13 protein-coding genes, 1 tRNA gene and 3 rRNA genes are annotated in these 21,205 nt (G+C 43.0%); 12 read left to right on the forward strand and 5 right to left on the reverse strand.

Features of this window, described 5'->3' with window-relative positions:
• Window positions 1-3: 3 nt before the first annotated feature.
• Entirely contained in the window at window positions 4-2,196 is a 2,193-nt protein-coding gene (gene fadB / locus QS795_RS02480; RefSeq protein WP_286272322.1) for a fatty acid oxidation complex subunit alpha FadB, read from the reverse strand.
• A 258-nt stretch (window positions 2,197-2,454) separates the two neighbouring features.
• Between fadB and pepQ the strand changes: the two genes are divergently transcribed.
• From pepQ to rrf, 8 genes are all read left to right on the forward strand, one after another.
• Window positions 2,455-3,789, forward strand: a complete 1,335-nt coding sequence (gene pepQ, locus QS795_RS02485) for a Xaa-Pro dipeptidase (protein ID WP_286272324.1) — start codon at window positions 2,455-2,457, stop codon at window positions 3,787-3,789.
• Window positions 3,789-4,415, forward strand: a complete 627-nt coding sequence (locus QS795_RS02490; RefSeq protein ID WP_154638724.1) for an IMPACT family protein — start codon at window positions 3,789-3,791, stop codon at window positions 4,413-4,415. Before pepQ ends, QS795_RS02490 begins: the two co-directional genes overlap by 1 nt.
• Window positions 4,416-4,430: 15 nt before the next feature.
• Window positions 4,431-5,882, forward strand: coding sequence for a Trk system potassium transporter TrkH (gene trkH, locus QS795_RS02495; RefSeq protein ID WP_286272325.1), 1,452 nt, complete (start codon window positions 4,431-4,433; stop codon window positions 5,880-5,882).
• Window positions 5,883-5,930: 48 nt separating this feature from the next.
• On the forward strand, window positions 5,931-6,455 hold the full coding sequence (hemG, locus tag QS795_RS02500; protein WP_154602114.1) for a menaquinone-dependent protoporphyrinogen IX dehydrogenase: 525 nt from the start codon (window positions 5,931-5,933) through the stop codon (window positions 6,453-6,455).
• 473 nt (window positions 6,456-6,928) lie between these two features.
• A 16S ribosomal RNA gene (locus tag QS795_RS02505) occupies window positions 6,929-8,469 on the forward strand.
• An 85-nt stretch (window positions 8,470-8,554) separates the two neighbouring features.
• A tRNA-Glu gene (locus QS795_RS02510) sits at window positions 8,555-8,630 on the forward strand.
• A 359-nt stretch (window positions 8,631-8,989) separates the two neighbouring features.
• Window positions 8,990-11,895: ribosomal RNA gene (locus tag QS795_RS02515) — 23S ribosomal RNA — on the forward strand.
• Between the two features lie 141 nt (window positions 11,896-12,036).
• Window positions 12,037-12,152 (forward strand): 5S ribosomal RNA (gene rrf / locus QS795_RS02520).
• The 16S, 23S and 5S rRNA genes sit together here with 1 tRNA gene alongside, the layout of an rRNA operon.
• Before the next feature lie 584 nt (window positions 12,153-12,736).
• Here the strand turns inward: rrf and idi are convergent.
• The 4 genes from idi to QS795_RS02540 form a co-directional block, all read right to left on the reverse strand.
• A complete protein-coding gene (idi, locus tag QS795_RS02525; RefSeq protein WP_286272375.1) occupies window positions 12,737-13,258 on the reverse strand; it encodes an isopentenyl-diphosphate Delta-isomerase in 522 nt (173 codons plus the stop codon).
• A 178-nt stretch (window positions 13,259-13,436) separates the two neighbouring features.
• Window positions 13,437-14,075, reverse strand: a complete 639-nt coding sequence (narL, locus tag QS795_RS02530; RefSeq protein ID WP_230086564.1) for a two-component system response regulator NarL — start codon at window positions 14,073-14,075, stop codon at window positions 13,437-13,439.
• A 70-nt stretch (window positions 14,076-14,145) separates the two neighbouring features.
• A complete protein-coding gene (gene narX / locus QS795_RS02535; RefSeq protein WP_286272378.1) occupies window positions 14,146-15,939 on the reverse strand; it encodes a nitrate/nitrite two-component system sensor histidine kinase NarX in 1,794 nt (597 codons plus the stop codon).
• A gap of 74 nt (window positions 15,940-16,013) precedes the next feature.
• Entirely contained in the window at window positions 16,014-16,934 is a 921-nt protein-coding gene (locus QS795_RS02540; protein ID WP_286272380.1) for a DUF808 domain-containing protein, read from the reverse strand.
• A 211-nt stretch (window positions 16,935-17,145) separates the two neighbouring features.
• On the opposite strand from QS795_RS02540, the gene QS795_RS02545 reads away from it, so the two are divergent.
• The 4 genes from QS795_RS02545 (at window position 17,146) to QS795_RS02560 (ending at window position 21,196) form a co-directional block, all read left to right on the forward strand.
• Entirely contained in the window at window positions 17,146-18,132 is a 987-nt protein-coding gene (locus QS795_RS02545) for a glycosyltransferase (RefSeq protein WP_286272383.1), read from the forward strand.
• A gap of 241 nt (window positions 18,133-18,373) precedes the next feature.
• Window positions 18,374-19,120 (forward strand): helix-turn-helix transcriptional regulator, encoded by a 747-nt coding sequence (locus tag QS795_RS02550; protein ID WP_154602816.1) that lies wholly within the window; start codon window positions 18,374-18,376, stop codon window positions 19,118-19,120.
• A 348-nt stretch (window positions 19,121-19,468) separates the two neighbouring features.
• Window positions 19,469-20,770, forward strand: coding sequence for an NAD(P)/FAD-dependent oxidoreductase (locus QS795_RS02555; protein WP_286272387.1), 1,302 nt, complete (start codon window positions 19,469-19,471; stop codon window positions 20,768-20,770).
• 57 nt (window positions 20,771-20,827) lie between these two features.
• Window positions 20,828-21,196 carry a cupin domain-containing protein gene (locus QS795_RS02560; RefSeq protein ID WP_154627266.1) on the forward strand — a complete coding sequence of 123 codons (369 nt, stop codon included), beginning with the start codon at window positions 20,828-20,830 and terminating at the stop codon, window positions 21,194-21,196.
• Window positions 21,197-21,205: the final 9 nt, after the last annotated feature.

Here is a 21,205-nt window from a genome sequence, read left to right on the forward strand (position 1 = left end):
GGATTAACCTCTCGCAACTTTTTTAACATCAATAGCCACAACCGGTGGCTGCGGATAGTATCTGGCGTTAGTGGCCGCTTTTTCTTTTAATCCATTTGGAACCTGATAAAGCGGGCTTAAATGGGAGTAGGACTCCGCAGTTTTGACGTAAGACTGGCTACCGAGTGTGTCAAGATAGCAGAAAACACCCCCACGGAATGGTGGAAAGCCAAGGCCATAAACTAGCGCAATATCGGCATCTGAAGGGCTTTGAATAATACCTTCTTCAAGGCAGCGAACCACTTCGTTCACCATTGGTGTCATCATTCGAGCAATAATCTCATCTTTAGTAAATGAACGCTTACTTTGGCGAATCGAATTTAATAGTTCATCGGTTTTTGGGTCATCAGTTTTCTTTGGCTTTCCTTTTTTATCTTTTTCATATTGATAAAAGCCTTTGCCATTTTTCTGACCAAAACGTTGTTGTTCAAACATAATATCGATGGCGTTTTTACCTACTTTTTGCATTCTTTGCGGGAAGCCTTGAGCCATGACTTGCTCTGCATGAAACGCGGTATCAATTCCAACAACATCCAGTAGATAAGCTGGGCCCATTGGCCAACCAAACTCTTTTTCCATGACTTTGTCGATTTCTCTAAAATCGGCGCCATCTTGAAGCAGCAAGTTAAAACCAGCGAAGTAAGGGAAAAGGACACGGTTAACGAAGAATCCGGGGCAGTCATTCACAACGATTGGAGTTTTCCCCATTTTATTCGCGTAAGCCACCACTTTAGCAATGGTGCCATCACTGGTTTTTTCCCCACGAATAATTTCCACTAAAGGCATGCGGTGAACTGGGTTGAAAAAATGCATACCACAGAAATTTTCTGGGCGTTTAAGGGAATTTGCTAACTCGGTAATTGGGATGGTTGAAGTATTAGAAGCCAGTATAGTCTCAGATGTGATGAGTGATTCTACTTCAGACAGTACGGCAGCTTTAATTTTAGGATTTTCAACGACAGCTTCAACGATCACCTGAGAATTTTCAATACCAGCATAGGACAACGAAGGGTGAATAGCTGCTAGTGTTGTCGCCATCTTATCTGCGGTTATTTTTCCTCTTTCAAACTGACCATTGAGCAGTTTTCTTGCTTCATCAATACCTAAATCTAATGATTTTTCATTGATATCTTTCATTAAAACAGGAACGCCTTTGCTCGCAGATTGATAAGCAATGCCGCCACCCATAATACCCGCACCCAAAACAGCCGCATGGGTCGGAGCACCTGCGGAGCCTGCAATTTTTTTACTGGTAGACTTAACCTGTTGATCATTTAAGAAAACATTCACTAATGCGCGAGCAACATCACTGTGAGCTAACGGGACAAACGCGGCAGTTTCATGTTTCAGCGCTTCATCGCGGGTGCAGTTAGCTGCTTTCTCGATGGTATTGACGGCGCTCATTGGTGCAGGGTAGTGTTTCCCTGCAACTTGATAAACCATGCCTTTGGCAACATTAAAGCTCATTGCCTGCTCAAGTGCGCTAAGTTTTAACGGCTCAAGTTTTGGCTGTCGTGCTTGACGCCAATTTAGTGCACCAGAGATAGCTTGCTCGATGATTTGTAAGGCCGCTTGTGGTAATTTTTCAGTTTCGACAATCGCATCCACTAAACCGAGTTTAAGCGCTTGAGGCCCACTAACATCTTTACCTGCAGTGATAATTTCCAGAGCGCTATCAAGACCAATAAGCCGAGGTAAACGTACTGACCCGCCAAAGCCAGGCATAATCCCTAACTTAGTCTCAGGTAGGCCAATTCTGACATCCGGTGACGCAATTCTAAAATCAGTAGCGAGTACACACTCACAGCCACCACCCAGCGCATAACCATTAATGGCACTAATCGTTGGGACGGGAAGATCTTCAAGGCGATTAAATATACTATTTGCGTAACCAAGCCAATCACTGAGGGTTTCTTTGGATGCTTCGAATAGGGATAAAAATTCTTTGATGTCTGCGCCAACAATAAAAGCGGGTTTATCTGAGCGCAAAATAACGCCTTGTAAATCGCTTTGTTGTTCGAGTACTGCAACGGCTTCATCAAGTGAAGCGACGGTATGTGTATCCAATTTATTGATTGGTCCTGATGAGTTAAACACCAGTTCTGCAATACCTTTTTTCAACCATTGAATAGAGATTGTCTCACTTTGATAAAGCATGCTGTTCTCCTTTATGTGGCGGTCTTATCTGGTATGACCAGATGAAAATCAGTGTGACGATAATGTTAATTAAATGCAAATGGTTAATAACAAAACTGGAAGGCGGCTCACAGGAATTAAGGTAAATAACACAAGGTGAAAATGATATTTTCATTAATAATCAATGTATTAATCTTATCTTGTCATTGAGTACATACACGTTATTAGCAGAACGTGATAAGCTTGATTTTTCTAACTAATACTGAAAGGTTGAACGAAATGGAAAAACTGGCTGGACTCTACGCAGAACATATTAAAACGTTACAAGAAACGACTCAGCAAGTTTTACAACGCAGTAAATTAGATGCCATCCTGATTCATTCGGGAGAGCCAATTCGCATTTTCCTCGATGATAGTGACTACCCATTTAAAGTAAATCCGCATTTCAAAGCTTGGGTTCCTGTAACGGATGTCCCTCATTCCTGGTTATTAGTCGACGGTGTGAATAAGCCGAAGTTATGGTTTTACTCACCCGTTGATTATTGGCATAGCGTTGAACCTTTACCAACTAGCTTCTGGACGAAAGAAGTTGAGCTTATTCATCTAAAAAATGCGGATGAAATTAAAGGCTTTTTAGCTAATTTACCGAAAGAGCATCTAGCTTATATTGGCTCCTCTGCAAACAAAGCTGAATCCCTAGGTATTTCTACACACAATATCAATCCAAAACCTGTACTCGATTATTATCACTATCATCGTTCATATAAGACAGACTATGAGCTGTACTGCATGCGCGAAGCCCAAAAAATGGCGGTGAATGGTCACTTATCAGCTTTCGAAGCTTTCCAAGCCGGAGCAAGTGAATTTGATATTAATATTAGTTATTTAGGAGCGACAGGTCATCGTGATACTAATGTACCTTACGGTAATATTGTAGCTTTAAATGAAAATGCAGCAGTGCTTCATTATACTAAATTACAGCAAACGGTCCCGAGTGAATTACGTAGCTTCTTGATTGATGCGGGTGCTGAGTACAATGGTTATGCCGCTGATATTACTCGCACTTATGCAGCTAAGAACAAAAGCGAATTTGCAGAATTAGTTGCAGATTTGAATACAGAACAACTCGCTCTGATCGCATCGATTAAAGCTGGCGTGCGTTATACTGATTACCATGTAGATATGCATCACCGTATTGCCAAATTACTCGCTAAACATGGAATTGTGAAAGGAATTAGCGAAGATGCCATGGTTGAAAATGGCCTAACAACACCATTTTTACCACACGGCTTAGGCCACCCGTTAGGTTTGCAAGTACATGATGTAGCTGGTTTTATGCAGGATGAAGATGGGACTCATTTAGCTGCACCGAAAATGTATCCATTCTTACGCTGCACTCGTATTTTAGAACCAAGAATGGTGTTAACTATCGAGCCGGGTCTTTACTTTATTGAGTCCCTGCTTTCTGCGTGGCGTACAGGGGAGTTCAGTCAGCACTTTAATTGGGATAAAATCGAGCACTTCAAACCTTATGGTGGTATTCGAATTGAAGATAATATCGTCATCCATCATAACCATATTGAAAATATGACTCGAGATTTGCATTTACCGTAATGAAAGCGTACTCAATTCCGGCAGAAACGATCTCTTTTTCGGAAGAGATCAAAAAAAGCCGTTTTATTACTTATATCGCTCATACCGAGGGTATTGAAGCTGCGAAAGATTATATTCAATCGATTAAAGCGCAATACCCCGATGCCCGGCATCATTGCTGGGCATTTGTGGCGGGGCGACCTGATGATTCTCAACAGTTAGGTTTTTCTGATGATGGAGAGCCTACGGGAACAGCAGGTAAACCCATTATGGCGCAGCTATTAGGTAGTAACTTAGGTGAGATCACTTGTGTTGTTGTGCGTTATTTTGGTGGAATAAAGTTAGGTACGGGTGGGCTAGTCCGTGCTTATGGCAGTGGGGTTCAGCAGGCACTGAAGTTGCTCCCAACACAAACGAAAGTCCCTCAAAAAATCTTCAATGTGGTATGTGATTACTCACTTATCAATGGAGTTGAGCAATTATTAGCTCAGGTAAATGGTACTATATTGCTCAGTGATTATAATGAGTCTGTATCTTTGCAAATTTCTATTCCTGCTACTTGTGAGCAGGAGGTTAATGATAAATTACGTGATATCAGTCGTGGGGAAGTTACTCTCTTAGAACCGTCACAAGAGCAAACAGCATAGCAAGGAACCGGCCGAATGCATTTTCGCGCAATAACTCGTATTGTCGGGTTACTCGTCATTATCTTCTCTTTTACTATGGTCATACCTGGTATTGTCGCACTGATATATCGCGATGGTGCGGGACGAGCATTTAGTCAAACTTTTATAACGGCATTGCTGATTGGGCTTTTTTTATGGTTACCTACGCGAAATAGCCGACATGAATTAAAAGCAAAAGAAGGTTTTTTGATCGTTGTTCTGTTCTGGACGGTGCTAGGAAGTGTCGGGGCGCTGCCATTTATCTTCTCTGAAAAACCCAATTTATCTGTTACAGATGCCTTCTTTGAATCCTTTTCTGGGCTAACAACTACCGGTGCAACAACTCTGACGGGATTAGACTCTCTTCCGAAAGCGATTTTATTCTATCGGCAGATGCTGCAATGGCTTGGAGGGATGGGGATTATTGTACTTGCTGTCGCGATTTTGCCTCTCTTAGGTGTCGGGGGGATGCAGCTCTATCGGGCTGAGATGCCGGGGCCATTAAAAGATAACAAAATGCGTCCGCGAATTGCGGAAACGGCAAAAACCCTTTGGCTTATTTATGTATTGCTAACTATTGCGTGTGCGATTGCATTATGGATCGCCGGTATGGATGTGTTCGATGCGATATCACACAGTTTTTCAACCATCGCGATCGGTGGGTTTTCTACCCATGATGCCAGCATCGGCTACTTTAATAGTCCTGCCATTAATACCATTATTGGCGTCTTTCTAATTATCTCGGGTTGTAACTTTGGTTTGCACTTTGCGGTTCTAACGGGAAGAAGCCTTGGAATTTATTGGCGCGACCCTGAATTTAGAATGTTCATCAGTTTCCAGTTTGTTCTAGTCGTGATCTGTACCGCGGTGCTGATGTATCACTCCGTATATGCTGGCTTTGGACAAACGCTGGATCAAGCCTTTTTCCAAGTGGTCTCGATGGCGACCACCGCGGGCTTCACCACCGACAGTTTTTCTGGCTGGCCGATGTTCTTACCAATGCTTCTATTATGTGCGGCGTTTGTCGGTGGATGCGCAGGGTCAACGGGAGGGGGATTAAAAGTTATTCGTATCCTTTTACTGTTCCTGCAAGGCTCACGAGAATTAAAGCGATTAGTACATCCTAATGCGGTCTATACCATTAAATTAGGGCAGCGGGCGTTGCCTGAAAGGATCATTGAAGCTGTCTGGGGATTCTTCTCTGCTTATGCTTTAGTTTTCGTGGTTAGCTTGCTGCTTTTAATCGCTACTGGGGTGGATGAGTTTTCTGCATTCTCAGCGATTGCAACAACGTTGAATAACTTAGGTCCTGGCTTAGGTACTGTTGCTGATAACTTCACGACAATGAATCCTGCAGGTAAATGGATTTTAGTTGTCACGATGCTGTTTGGTCGTTTGGAAGTGTTTACTTTATTAGTGTTACTGACCCCAACTTTCTGGCGTGAGTAATATAGCTGCGTCGCTAACGTATATAGATAGTAACGATTAGGAAGAAAAATGAGTTATCTACTTTTGCACTCAAGCACCGATGGGCAAACCAAAAAAATCATACTTAAAATGGCAGATCAATTACGTCGCGCTGGGCGTGAGTGTGATATTCGTGATTTGAATTCAGATAAAAGCTTTAACTTATCTGCTTACGAAAAGGTGCTAGTGGGAGCTTCTATTCGTTATGGACATTTCAATAAGCAGTTAGTGCGTTTTGCCACAACCCATCAAACTCAACTTAATTCGATGAAGACGGGATTCTTTGCCGTTAACCTTACAGCAAGAAAAGAAGGTAAGAATACTGTTGAGACGAATGCGTATACTCGTAAGTTCTTAGAGAAGTGTCCATGGCAACCGACCGTGAAGTCTGTTTTTGCAGGTGCGCTGTTTTACCCCCGCTATAAATGGTTTGATAGAGTGATGATCAGACTGATTATGAAAATGACAGACGGGCCAACCGACCCAAATACAGAAATTGAATACACTAATTGGGATGATGTCGCTGAGTTCGCAACGAGATTTGATAATATCTAGGCTTATTTTTAAACAAATCGTGGTTGATTTATACGATTTGTTTAAAAAGAAAACGGTCGAATAAAAATATTCAAAAAACACTTGCAGGATTTCTGCGACTCCCTATAATGCGCATCCACTGACCGGGAACAAGCCAACGCAAAGCGCGATGGACACTGAACCGGCAGCGAGAGAATCTGAAAAGATTAAGCAAAAAAATGCTTGACTCTCACTGAGGAAAGCGTAATATACGCCACCTCGCGACAACGACCTAAGTTGATAAAAACTGAGTCGAATTTCTTAAGAAATGTCGCACCGCTCTTTAACAATTTATCAGACAATCTGTGTGGGCACTCACAGGACACTATCAAAAAAATATTTGATTTTAAGTCTTGAAGAGTGACTAACACGTTAATTCATATATATGAACTAATAGGTAATTTGGTTTCTTCGGAAATCAAACGACAGTAACATTCTTTGAGCATCAAGCTTTTTAATTGAAGAGTTTGATCATGGCTCAGATTGAACGCTGGCGGCAGGCCTAACACATGCAAGTCGAGCGGTAACAGGGGAAGCTTGCTTCTCGCTGACGAGCGGCGGACGGGTGAGTAATGTATGGGGATCTGCCCGATAGAGGGGGATAACTACTGGAAACGGTAGCTAATACCGCATAATCTCTTAGGAGCAAAGCAGGGGAACTTCGGTCCTTGCGCTATCGGATGAACCCATATGGGATTAGCTAGTTGGTGAGGTAATGGCTCACCAAGGCGACGATCCCTAGCTGGTCTGAGAGGATGATCAGCCACACTGGGACTGAGACACGGCCCAGACTCCTACGGGAGGCAGCAGTGGGGAATATTGCACAATGGGCGCAAGCCTGATGCAGCCATGCCGCGTGTATGAAGAAGGCCTTAGGGTTGTAAAGTACTTTCAGTTGGGAGGAAGGCGTTGATGCTAATATCATCAACGATTGACGTTACCAACAGAAGAAGCACCGGCTAACTCCGTGCCAGCAGCCGCGGTAATACGGAGGGTGCAAGCGTTAATCGGAATTACTGGGCGTAAAGCGCACGCAGGCGGTTGATTAAGTTAGATGTGAAATCCCCGGGCTTAACCTGGGAATGGCATCTAAGACTGGTCAGCTAGAGTCTTGTAGAGGGGGGTAGAATTCCATGTGTAGCGGTGAAATGCGTAGAGATGTGGAGGAATACCGGTGGCGAAGGCGGCCCCCTGGACAAAGACTGACGCTCAGGTGCGAAAGCGTGGGGAGCAAACAGGATTAGATACCCTGGTAGTCCACGCTGTAAACGATGTCGATTTGGAGGTTGTTCCCTTGAGGAGTGGCTTCCGGAGCTAACGCGTTAAATCGACCGCCTGGGGAGTACGGCCGCAAGGTTAAAACTCAAATGAATTGACGGGGGCCCGCACAAGCGGTGGAGCATGTGGTTTAATTCGATGCAACGCGAAGAACCTTACCTACTCTTGACATCCAGAGAATTTAGCAGAGATGCTTTAGTGCCTTCGGGAACTCTGAGACAGGTGCTGCATGGCTGTCGTCAGCTCGTGTTGTGAAATGTTGGGTTAAGTCCCGCAACGAGCGCAACCCTTATCCTTTGTTGCCAGCACGTGATGGTGGGAACTCAAAGGAGACTGCCGGTGATAAACCGGAGGAAGGTGGGGATGACGTCAAGTCATCATGGCCCTTACGAGTAGGGCTACACACGTGCTACAATGGCGTATACAAAGAGAAGCGACCTCGCGAGAGCAAGCGGAACTCATAAAGTACGTCGTAGTCCGGATTGGAGTCTGCAACTCGACTCCATGAAGTCGGAATCGCTAGTAATCGTAGATCAGAATGCTACGGTGAATACGTTCCCGGGCCTTGTACACACCGCCCGTCACACCATGGGAGTGGGTTGCAAAAGAAGTAGGTAGCTTAACCTTCGGGAGGGCGCTTACCACTTTGTGATTCATGACTGGGGTGAAGTCGTAACAAGGTAACCGTAGGGGAACCTGCGGTTGGATCACCTCCTTACCATTGAAGTGTACTTGTGAAGTGCTCACACAGATTGTCTGATAGAAAGTAGAGCAAAAAGCGCGTCTGCGAAGCTGACTGTAGTGTCCCCTTCGTCTAGAGGCCTAGGACACCGCCCTTTCACGGCGGTAACAGGGGTTCGAATCCCCTAGGGGACGCCAATTGCGCGGAGAATGAGTGAAAGACGTTCCCCACAAATAATGATTAAGCCAATTACCTTGTAGTTGGTTTAACAATTATGCTCTTTAACAATCTGGAACAAGCTGAAAATTGAAAACAACGCACATTGTTTATCGCTTAAACAATGTGAGAGTCTCTCAAAAATCTCAACTTGAACGTGTTTTTCAAACACACAAGCAAGTGGCATGAGCGAGCAGTGTGAAATTCAAGGCGGACAGCGTGCAGCAAGCGCAGCGTACATGAGTACGTGAGCATTGCGAACCCTGCCCAACGAAGAACTTCACCACGCACAGCCATGACGTTTCGTGTCGTCTGATGAAAAGACACCTTCGGGTTGTGAGGTTAAGCGACTAAGCGTACACGGTGGATGCCTAGGCAATCAGAGGCGATGAAGGACGTGCTAATCTGCGATAAGCGTCGGTAAGGTGATATGAACCGTTATAACCGACGATTTCCGAATGGGGAAACCCAGTGCAATTCGTTGCACTATCGTTTGATGAATACATAGTCAAACGAGGCGAACCGAGGGAACTGAAACATCTCAGTACCTCGAGGAAAAGAAATCAACCGAGATTCCCCTAGTAGCGGCGAGCGAACGGGGAGCAGCCCAGAGTCTTAATCAGCATTAGCATCAGGAGAACGGTCTGGAAAGGCCGGCAGTAAAGGGTGATAGCCCCGTATCCGAAGGTGTTAGTGTTGTGAACTCGACGAGTAGGGCGGGACACGTGTTATCCTGTCTGAATATGGGGGGACCATCCTCCAAGGCTAAATACTCCTGATTGACCGATAGTGAACCAGTACCGTGAGGGAAAGGCGAAAAGAACCCCGGCGAGGGGAGTGAAATAGAACCTGAAACCGTGTACGTACAAGCAGTGGGAGCACCCTTGTGGTGTGACTGCGTACCTTTTGTATAATGGGTCAGCGACTTATATTCTGTAGCAAGGTTAACCGTATAGGGGAGCCGTAGGGAAACCGAGTCTTAACTGGGCGAATGAGTTGCAGGGTATAGACCCGAAACCCGGTGATCTAGCCATGGGCAGGTTGAAGGTTGGGTAACACTAACTGGAGGACCGAACCGACTAATGTTGAAAAATTAGCGGATGACTTGTGGCTGGGGGTGAAAGGCCAATCAAACCGGGAGATAGCTGGTTCTCCCCGAAAGCTATTTAGGTAGCGCCTCGTGAACTCATCTTCGGGGGTAGAGCACTGTTTCGACTAGGGGGTCATCCCGACTTACCAACTCGATGCAAACTACGAATACCGAAGAATGTTATCACGGGAGACACACGGCGGGTGCTAACGTTCGTCGTGAAGAGGGAAACAACCCAGACCGCCAGCTAAGGTCCCAAAGTCATAGTTAAGTGGGAAACGAAGTGGGAAGGCTCAGACAGCCAGGATGTTGGCTTAGAAGCAGCCATCATTTAAAGAAAGCGTAATAGCTCACTGGTCGAGTCGGCCTGCGCGGAAGATGTAACGGGGCTAAACTATGCACCGAAGCTGCGGCAGCGATATGTAAATATTGTTGGGTAGGGGAGCGTTCTGTAAGCCTGTGAAGGTGTGCTGTGAGGCATGCTGGAGGTATCAGAAGTGCGAATGCTGACATAAGTAACGATAATGCGGGTGAAAAACCCGCACGCCGGAAGACCAAGGGTTCCTGTCCAACGTTAATCGGGGCAGGGTGAGTCGACCCCTAAGGCGAGGCAGAAATGCGTAGTCGATGGGAAACGGGTTAATATTCCCGTACTGGTGATAATTGCGATGGGGGGACGGAGAAGGTTAGGCTGGCCGGGCGACGGTTGTCCCGGTTTAAGGATGTAGGCAGGTGAATTAGGCAAATCCGGTTCACTATATGCTGAGGTCTGATGACGAGTCACTACGGTGGCGAAGTAGCTCATACCCCGCTTCCAGGAAAAGCCTCTAAGCTCTAGATTATCATTAATCGTACCCCAAACCGACACAGGTGGTCAGGTAGAGAATACTCAGGCGCTTGAGAGAACTCGGGTGAAGGAACTAGGCAAAATGGTGCCGTAACTTCGGGAGAAGGCACGCTGGCATTAGGTGAAGTGATTTACTCATGGAGCTGAAGCCAGTCGCAGATACCAGCTGGCTGCAACTGTTTATTAAAAACACAGCACTGTGCAAACACGAAAGTGGACGTATACGGTGTGACGCCTGCCCGGTGCTGGAAGGTTAATTGATGGGGTTATCCGTAAGGAGAAGCTCTTGATCGAAGCCCCAGTAAACGGCGGCCGTAACTATAACGGTCCTAAGGTAGCGAAATTCCTTGTCGGGTAAGTTCCGACCTGCACGAATGGCGTAATGATGGCCAGGCTGTCTCCACCCGAGACTCAGTGAAATTGAACTCGCTGTGAAGATGCAGTGTACCCGCGGCAAGACGGAAAGACCCCGTGAACCTTTACTATAGCTTGACACTGAACATTGAGCCTTGATGTGTAGGATAGGTGGGAGGCTTTGAAGCGTGGACGCCAGTCTGCGTGGAGCCAACCTTGAAATACCACCCTTTAATGTTTGATGTTCTAACGTAGCCCCATTATCTGGGGTGCGGACAGTGTCTGGTGGGTAGTTTGACTGGGGCGGTCTCCTCCCAAAGAGTAACGGAGGAGCACGAAGGTTGGCTAAGCATGGTCGGACATCATGCGGTTAGTGCAAAGGCATAAGCCAGCTTGACTGCGAGAGTGACGGCTCGAGCAGGTACGAAAGTAGGTCTTAGTGATCCGGTGGTTCTGTATGGAAGGGCCATCGCTCAACGGATAAAAGGTACTCCGGGGATAACAGGCTGATACCGCCCAAGAGTTCATATCGACGGCGGTGTTTGGCACCTCGATGTCGGCTCATCACATCCTGGGGCTGAAGTAGGTCCCAAGGGTACGGCTGTTCGCCGTTTAAAGTGGTACGCGAGCTGGGTTTAGAACGTCGTGAGACAGTTCGGTCCCTATCTGCCGTGGGCGTTGGAAGATTGAAAGGGGCTGCTCCTAGTACGAGAGGACCGGAGTGGACGCACCACTGGTGTTCGGGTTGTCATGCCAATGGCATTGCCCGGTAGCTAAGTGCGGAAGAGATAACCGCTGAAAGCATCTAAGCGGGAAACTTGCCTTGAGATGAGTCTTCCCTGACTCTTTAAGGGTCCTAAAGGAACGTTTAAGACTAAGACGTTGATAGGTTGGGTGTGTAAGCGTAGCGATACGTTGAGCTAACCAATACTAATGAACCGTGAGGCTTAACCTGACAACACCGAAGGTGTTTTCGAGATGAGAGATTAAAGTTGATTCAATGAAGTGGGACGCCGAGAGGTGGACACGACAGCTTGTTCAGGATTGATATTCTGGTTTAGTGGATTAGAGACTAAACGGGAATAAACAGAATTTGTCTGGCGGCAATAGCGCGGTGGTCCCACCTGACCCCATGCCGAACTCAGAAGTGAAACGCCGTAGCGCCGATGGTAGTGTGGGGTCTCCCCATGTGAGAGTAGGGAACTGCCAGACATTAAATTAGCCGAGAAGCCACCCATTGGGTGGCTTTTTTGCGTTTGGGGCATGAAAAATAGGTGATAAAAGGTCAGATTGTCACCCTCTGAGGTGCTATTATCGAAACAGACACCTTCAGATCTTACAAATTCCGTTATTCTTACTCTCTGACTACCTGCATTTAAAGGCGACTATGCAAAACCTACCACCCGAAAATCATTATTCAAGAAACAATAAGTCTTAAAATCCTCTCTATTTCAGATCAAAAAAGTCTAAGCCATTTTAGCTATTAAGCTGTAATATCTTGCTTTTGGAGTATCACCATCTGTGGGGCATCACTGTAGTTATCCAACAAAAAAAGCAATACCATCATCTCAAGGTTAATAACCAAGTCTCGCTAATAACAGATTATTTCGACAGAAAAATTTCTCGTGTGATGTGGTCACTTAACGCCAGAATCAGATATCAAACAGACATTAAGATCCTTCCATTGATCTAATTAAGACTAAAGACTATCGATTACAGTCTCTAATGCTTATTAAAAGACTCTCTGTGGCAGATAGAAAATGAATGTATGCAGTTGACGCAATATAGAAGAAGGATTAGGAAGAAAAATGCAGTAACGGGTATTTTTCCCAGATTTTTTTGAACCATGGAGTGAATTTTTCAGGATAAGCACTGATTTCTTGGGCTAAGGTTTCAAGGCTAACCCAGCGGGTAGCTCCGACTTCTTCAGGATTAGGAATGACTTGATCATCATAGTACCCCACAAATAGGTGGTCATACTCATGCTCAATTAGCCCACCATTAACATCCGCTTTATAAATAAACTCACCAACATGAGTTAATGAAGTTGAAAAACCGAGTTCTTCCGCTAAGCGACGTAAAGCTGCATCATGAGTATCTTCTTGTGGCCTTGGATGGCTACAGCAGGAATTGGCCCACTGTCCAGCAGAATGATATTTATGAAAGGCGCGTTGTTGAATGAGCAATTCGTTCTTACGATTAAAAATGAAGATAGAAAATGCACGATGCAGGCAGCCTTGCTGATGAGCAAGTAATTTTGGCATGCTACCAATCGGCGTGTCTTGTTCATTAACTAAAATAAGCTGTTCTTCTATCATAGTGGTCATCTGTATCAGTAAGAGTCGAAAACAAGCTTATTATAACTAGAAAAAAATGACTTGTAGATTAGAGCTATTAATAGCCTTTGCCCATTTGCAATGGGAGATTGATAAAGTGCATTCATAGCTAGATGAATCGATCATTTAGCTATGAATGAAGACGGTATGATGAAAAATATTATTTTTGTTGGAGCACCCAGACAGCGGCTTCGACTCTAGATTTTAGATTTAGTTTTTTAAGTAAATGTTTTACATGTACTTTTACGGTGCTCTCTGCGATGTCTAAATTTCTCGCGATCATTTTATTTGATAATCCTTGAGCTATAAGCTCTAAAATGTCAGATTCTCTTGGCGTTAGTGCGGCAGCATCGCTTTCATTTTGTGATTGATTTTCTCTTAATGATTCCGCAAGAACAGAAGTTAATGTTGGGCTAACTACCATTTTTCCACTTGCAGCTTCTTTGAGTGCGATAATGAGTTCTTCAGGTTCCATATCTTTTAGTAAATAACCATCCGCACCTCGCTTAAGCGCACTGATCAAATCGTCACTATAATTCGATACGGTAAAGAGAATAATTCTACCTGACAGTTCGCGTTTTCTGAGCTCATCTAGGGTTTCAAAACCATTCATTCCGGGCATATTGAGATCTAAAAGGATCAGGTCAGGATCTTGTTCTTCTGCTATCTGAATACCCGTTTTGCCATCACCAGCTTCACCAATAACTTGAAGTGAAGGCTCTAAGCTAATCAGCTGTTTTACACCATTTCGGAGCATTGGGTGATCATCAATAAGTAGGATCGTTGATTTTTCGGTCATTATATTTTTAGTCTCCATGAATGATTTTATCCGGTGTTTTAAATATCAAATGTTCTAAATGTCAGATGTTTTAAATATCAGATAAAGGGAATGTAACTTTCACTTCGGTTCCCCCTTCTGTACGTTGAGTAATGTAACACTCGCCATTCAGGCTAAGTGCTCTTTCTCTCATAATTATGAGGCCATAATGATTAAGTTTATTTGGATTGTCATCGATACCATTGCCATTATCATCAATTGTAATGATGACGGTGCCTCTATGTTGGCTTAATGAAACTTTAGCCCAAGTTGCATTGGCATGCTTCAGAATATTACTTAGTGCTTCGCGAATAATTTGTATTATGTGGATAGATTGGTGTGGCGAGATACTTTTCGCTGGAATTTCATAATTAAGTTGAATATTAAAGCCAATACGCCCACTAAATTCACCTAAAGTGCTTTTGAGTGAAGGTAATAATCCTGATTCTGTGAGTTTCAAGCGGAAAGTCGTCAATAATTCCCGTAACTGACTGTATGCAGTATTAATTTCTGTACGCATCTCATTGAGCAAATGTAGAGTTGTTTCTGGTAATGGTTCTGGTTGCATTTGCAGATAGCTAATTTGCATTTTTAAACATGAGAGTGATTGCGCGATAGAGTCATGAAGCTCTCTGGCAATCGCGGCACGTTCATCCATAATCAGCAGCTGTTGTTGTTGCTCTATCTGTTGCTCCATGGTGAGCATACCTGAAATTTGCTTCGCGAGCATAAGAACCAATCTGTTTTTTTCATCAGAAAATGGTTGTTTTTGCTCAACTTCACCGATAATTACACCATATTGGTGCATGTTATCAGAGAGATCCCACTGTAACGTTTGATATTCTTTTGCTGGAGCATTGTTTAATTGATCATAGTTTAATGGATGCTGATTAGTAGAAGGTAGCTTTGCTTTATCTATTTCGAGATTGGTTGTTGCATAAGAGATTTCATGGAAATATTGTTCATTGCTATCTTCATATAATTTGAGTCGCAAGTTTTCTAACTGTGTAATGTTTTTCAGCTCCGCGAGAACTTTTTGTAATCTTGAATAAAGCGTTTCCGATGAGTGTAATATTTGATTTGATTGATAAAGATATGACAAAACACGGTTTTTAGCGAGTAAGTCTGCGGTCTTTTCTGCTACACGTTCTTCGAGTTGGTGATAACTTTGCGCCAGCTCATCAGACATATGATTAAGGGTTTCACCTAGGGCATTGAGTTCATCTTGCTTATTATTTTTCATGGGATAGCGCTGAGTAAAATCTTTACGCCCAATGGCATTAACCATAGAAAGTAGCTTCATCCATGGGTAATAAATTTTTCGTCTCAAATGCCAGATTGTCCCCATCAATAGCAAAAAGACTAAGCTAATAAAAGTCAACTGAGTCATCGCAACGTAAGCGATTTTTTTCTCAGTTTTATCATCAATGTTATGAACTAACTCATTGAGCATATTAACAAAAGTAATAACTTCATAGCGGGCATCATCAGGCGAAGATGCCTTAGTGAGTGCGGGTCTTAAAGTGTTCAGCCAAAATTCATGTATTTTATTAAATTCAGGTGTGAGATTTTCAATTTTAACCACTTGGGTGAGCTCGGGGCTGAGTAAGTCTTTCTCTAACTCATCAAGGTAATTTTGGTTATGTTGGTTTATGGGCGTTAAAGAAAGTAGGCGGTAACTTTGCATGCGCAAGGAACCTGATGTGTTAATGGCATGCGCGTTGCCTTGTACACTGATGATCATGCGATTGGAAATCGTCATACCGATAATGCCCAAAACAGCAATAAGCAGCATTAACCCAATAACCTGGTTGATGATCGAAAATCGTCGGTAAAGTGTTGGCATTCTTCCTTTATCCTGATACAAAATAAACTGACTATTACCATAATGTATCTAAGGATATTAGTCAGTTTTTAGCTTTATTTTGTTTTTTTAAATCGAGCAAAAAAGTTAATAATGAAAACAATAAGTAAACCGATAGCTAGGCCAAAAATTAAATTAAGAATGGAAGGAGTTAAAAATTGTAGTGTATTACCAATAACACCGATATTACCTGTCTTTTCTGCTATTTTTTCGATCCATAAGTGTAGATAGATAATTCCGTGAGTGAGTATCCCACCTCCGACCATAAACATGGCAGCCGTCCCTACAACAGATAATGTTTTCATTAAATAAGGGGTTACATAAATTAACCCATTACCGCATTTACGTAGCAAAGTAGATGCTTTTTTCTGTAGATAGAAGCCTAAGTCATCTAGCTTGACTATACCAGCAACTAACCCATACACCCCGACAGTCATGACAATGGCAATAATTGATAAAACTGCAAATTGGTTCAGGAGAGTTGTTGAAGAAACGATACCCAAGGTAATAGCGATAATTTCCGCAGATAAAACAAAATCAGTACGGATTGCACCTTTAATTTTTTGTTTTTCAAATGCCGCTATTTCTTGTTCTGAGGGCTGCGCCTCTCGTGCAGCTTCTGACGGTGAAGTCTCATGTTTATGTAGATATTTATGGGCAAGTTTTTCAGCGCCTTCAAAGCAGAGATATGCGCCTCCAATCATTAATAATGGTGTGACTGCCCACGGAATGAAAGCGCTAATCAATAATGCGAGTGGGACTAAAATGAGTTTGTTGATGAAGGAGCCCTTTGCGACAGCCCAGACGACAGGGATCTCTCTTTCGGCACGAACGCCAGTGACTTGTTGAGCATTTAAAGCGAGGTCATCCCCCAGAACACCGGACGTTTTTTTTGCTGCCATTTTTGTCATCACTGACACATCATCTAGAACTGCTGCGATATCATCTAATAAGGCAAGTAAGCTACTTCCAGCCACAGGAGGATCCTTTTGTTAAGGTGAGGTATAATTGACATCTCTTAGGTAAGAGAAGCCAAAATTAGTTCACAGCGATTTGATAATTTGAGTAATAATAGAATTAGGTAAAGTTGCCGTTATCATAACAGTTTTGATTGAATTATGAATTTTTCATAAAAACTAGAATATATTTTGTCATTATCATTCATTTTTAATGAGCGTAAGGTTAAACATGTCCCTTCAGCCTGTATTGAGTATCGTTGTTGCGGTTTATAACGGCGAAAAGTTTTTACCCCATTTTTTTGACAGCTTAATTGCCCAAAAACTCGAAAACTGGGAACTGATCGTTGTGAACGATGGTTCAAAAGATGATAGCGAATCCGTGATCCGTCAATACGAAGATAAGTTTGAGAATTTCAAAGTACTCACTCAGGAAAATGGTGGTGTTTCCGTTGCGCGTAATACTGGAATGGCTGTCGCAACAGGGAAATACATCACTTTCCCTGATATTGATGATGAAATTGATGCCAGAATGTATGGCCGCTTATTAGAGATTGCCTTAGCGGGTGATCTGGACGTAGCTACGTGTAATGGTACTTATGTTTACACTAATGGAGATGCTCCGAAGGCTATTTTCCCGCCGAATAAAGTGCCTTCTACTGGCGTGATTACGGGTCCTCAATGGCTACAAATTGGCTTGAGCTCCCGTAAATTTCTCCATGTAACATGGTTGAATCTGTATCGTTTGTCATTAATTCGAGAACACAATTTTACCTTTGAACCTAGATTGCACCATCAAGATATTCCTTGGACGACCGAAATGCTGCTGGTTGCCAAACGCGTGCAGTTTATCAATGAACAATATTATGAATATCTGATCCATAACCAATCTGTTTCTCATTCTTTAACCGGAGATGAGCGCTCAGTACGTAAGATCAATACCTACCTGAAGATCTTGGATATGTTGATGGATATCTATAAACGTCATCCTGAGGAAGTGAAACAAGCACCGGCCTGCTTATGGCAAGTGGGGAAAGAAGGCTTAGGGGTTGTTTTAGCGTTATTGGCCATTAAGTCACCGGAAACGCAAAAGCAGATGATCCAGCTGTTTTTTGATAAAGGTTACTGGGATATTGTTTGGAAGCATGCCACAACGCTGAAATTAAAATGGCGTTTGATCCGTCGTTACAGCAAACTGAAAGCCATTATTAATAAATAGTTTTCTAGCGGCCTTTCGGGGCTGCTCTATTTTACCCTTCCTGTACTCTCTTAGAACTCGCCTTCAACTTATTAAATAATTGATAAAATATTATTAATGTTTATAGCATATAATGTGAGTTAATTAACATATTAATAACAAAAAAATTGAGCTTCCTCTCAGAATATGGTCTTTATAGGGCTATAGTTCGCCTGAATATACACGGTGATAAATTATTAATAAGTTAATGAGCGAGGGCTGAATGGATCATTATCTGCATAAATTACCTGACCTTATTGACTCCGTGGCAACCAACCAGTTTTACCCTAATTTGTTGTCATGGCTGTCCTCTTTTGTGGCTTTTGATAACGCCATTATCTATGCCTTCGAAAAAGAAGGCGCACCGCGCTTTCTGTCAAAAGTTGAAAAGCGTAATAGCGACAGTATCAATCGTATTTATCAGCGTGGCGCCTATTTGATGGATCCTTTCTATCAAGAGCTACAAAAGGGTGGCAGCTCTAAGGTGCTAACATTGAAAGACGTGGCACCGAAAGGATTTTATCATACTGATTATTATCTTAATTTTTATCGTAAGACTGGGTGGTGTGATGAGGCGGGTTTATTGCTGGAGCTATCAGCCGATAAGCAATTAGGTATTTTCTTCGGTAATGAAGATCAACCTTTTCTTTCAGACGAAAATAAACAAGCCTCATTAAAAGAAGCTTTTGATATTATTCGAAGTATTGCTCGATTACATAAGGAAGTAGTCCCTAATTCAGTTTCTAGCCATTACCGCAATACTGACTTACAGACTTGCTTTGGTTTGACGCCAAGAGAGTGTGAGGTTGTTGAATTAATTTTGGAAGGTAAAGGTTCCCCGCAAATTGCCGAAGCGCTGTTTATTAGCTTGGGTACTGTCAAAAATCACCGTAAGAATATCTATCAAAAATTAGAGATCAACTCTCAAGTTGAATTGTTTAATTTGTTAATGACTCCAATAAAACAGTAATTGAGTGGGGTTAGTTTATTTCTGGTATATATCAGATGGTTAAACTAAGGTGTTAAAATAAGTTTTATTTTTCAATCAATTACAATTTACTTTCAGTAGTAAAACACTCCTTGTCTTCTCTCTTTATCAGAATATGTAATATTTTCTATTAATATAATAATAAATATTTATCTTTTTGAATTTAAACATAAAAGATTTAAATTGATTTAATTTTGTTTATAAGTAAATATTGTATCCACGTCACAAATGTTAACTTTATGTTTCGAATGTCCCTAAAGGGCTATATAACTGTTAATGATTGGTTAAGATAATCAAGGTTATTGCAAGATACTAGATAGGGTATCCATTATGAATAACCAAGTAGAATCATTAACTTATTACTCAGCAACTAAAAAATATGACCTGCGATTCCCAACCTTGAAAGAAGACATTGATGTAGATGTCGTGATCATCGGGGGGGGATTCTCAGGAATTAATACAGCATTGGAATTGTGTGAAAAGGGCATTACCAACATTGCTATCTTGGAAGGTCGTCATCTTGGTTATGGCGGCACAGGGCGCAATGGTGGGCAAGTGATGGCCGGTATTGGTCATGACCTAGACGCGATTAAAAAGCATGTTGGTTCTGAAGGTTTAGAAACGATTTTTAAACTGAGTAACATGGGCGCGGGGATCATGCGTGACCGTATCGCCAAATACAATATTGATGCGGATTTTTGCCATGGTTACGCCTATTTAGGTAGCAATAAGCGCCAAGAGAAAACCCTGCGCAGTTGGCTGGCGGATTTTAAGGCTGTCGCGCCAGATGAAGAAATTGAATTTTATACAGGTTCAGATTTAAAGCAGATCATCGGATCTGACGCTTATACATGTGGGATCAAGCACATGGGCGGCGGGCATGTTCACTCACTTAACCTGTTACTGGGGGAAGCGAAAGCAGTGAGTGAATATGGCGCAAAAATTTTTGAAAACAGCCAAGTATTAAATGTTGAGTATGGCGATACGGTAACGGTTCGTACCGCGATGGGCTCCGTAAAAGCGAAAAAAATGTTGTGGGCGTGTGATGGTTTCTTGAATGGTCTTGAGCCAACGTTATACCCAAAAACAATTAACACCTATGCCTATCAGTTAATGACAGAAGAGCTTTCTGATGAACTGATTGAACGCATTAGCCCAATTCGAGGGGCATACAGCGATATTCGCCCAGTTATCGATTACTACCGTGTGACCAATGAAAATCGCCTGCTATTTGGTAGCTCGACGTACTTTTTAGAATACATTCCATCTGACTTGAAAGAGTGGAACCGTAAATTGATGCTGAATGTTTTCCCATACCTGAAAGACATCAAAATCGAGCTGGCATGGGGTGGCCCAATGGCGTGCAGTGCCAACCTGTTCCCGCAAATTGGCACGATCCCAGGTCATAAAAACGTGTTCTACGTGCAAGGCTACTCGGGCTTTGGTGTTACGCCGAGCCAGATAGTGTGCAAGGTGCTTGCTGAGGGGATGGTTGAAGGCTCCAGCCGTTATGACCTGATGAGTTCGATACCTCATGCTGACATTATGGGGAAAGACAGCATGCGCAATGCCATTGTGTCACTTGCCAAGTGTTGGCATCAGTTATCAGGATATTGGCAAGGTCGCCGCTAAGTTTTCCTAAATTTAATGTCCATTTTTGATTTTATTACATAAGAGAAGGTAAGAAAGATGATCAGCCCATTACTGTTAAACAAAGCACTTCCTGAATTACTGAACATTGGTAGCGTGAGCAATTTAGGTTCTGTGGTTGTTGAAGGCGACCCACAAGCAAGCGTGGCGATGATCCACGGCGAGCCAACAGATAATCTGACTTGCGGTATTTTTGCGTGTACAACAGGTAAATTTAAGATGGTTTACCCATTTGATGAAATGGCAACTGTCCATGAAGGCTCTGTGAAATTAACCGACGTGAAAACAGGTGTTACCGTGGAATACCACAAAGGCGACACTTGGTTTGCAGCCAAAGGCACTGAAGTACTTTGGGAAATCAGCGCACCACGTTTTGTAAAACACTATTTAGCCTGCGTGAATGCGTAATTCGATAAA

Source organism: Providencia zhijiangensis, from assembly GCF_030315915.2.
Classification (GTDB): domain Bacteria; phylum Pseudomonadota; class Gammaproteobacteria; order Enterobacterales; family Enterobacteriaceae; genus Providencia; species Providencia zhijiangensis.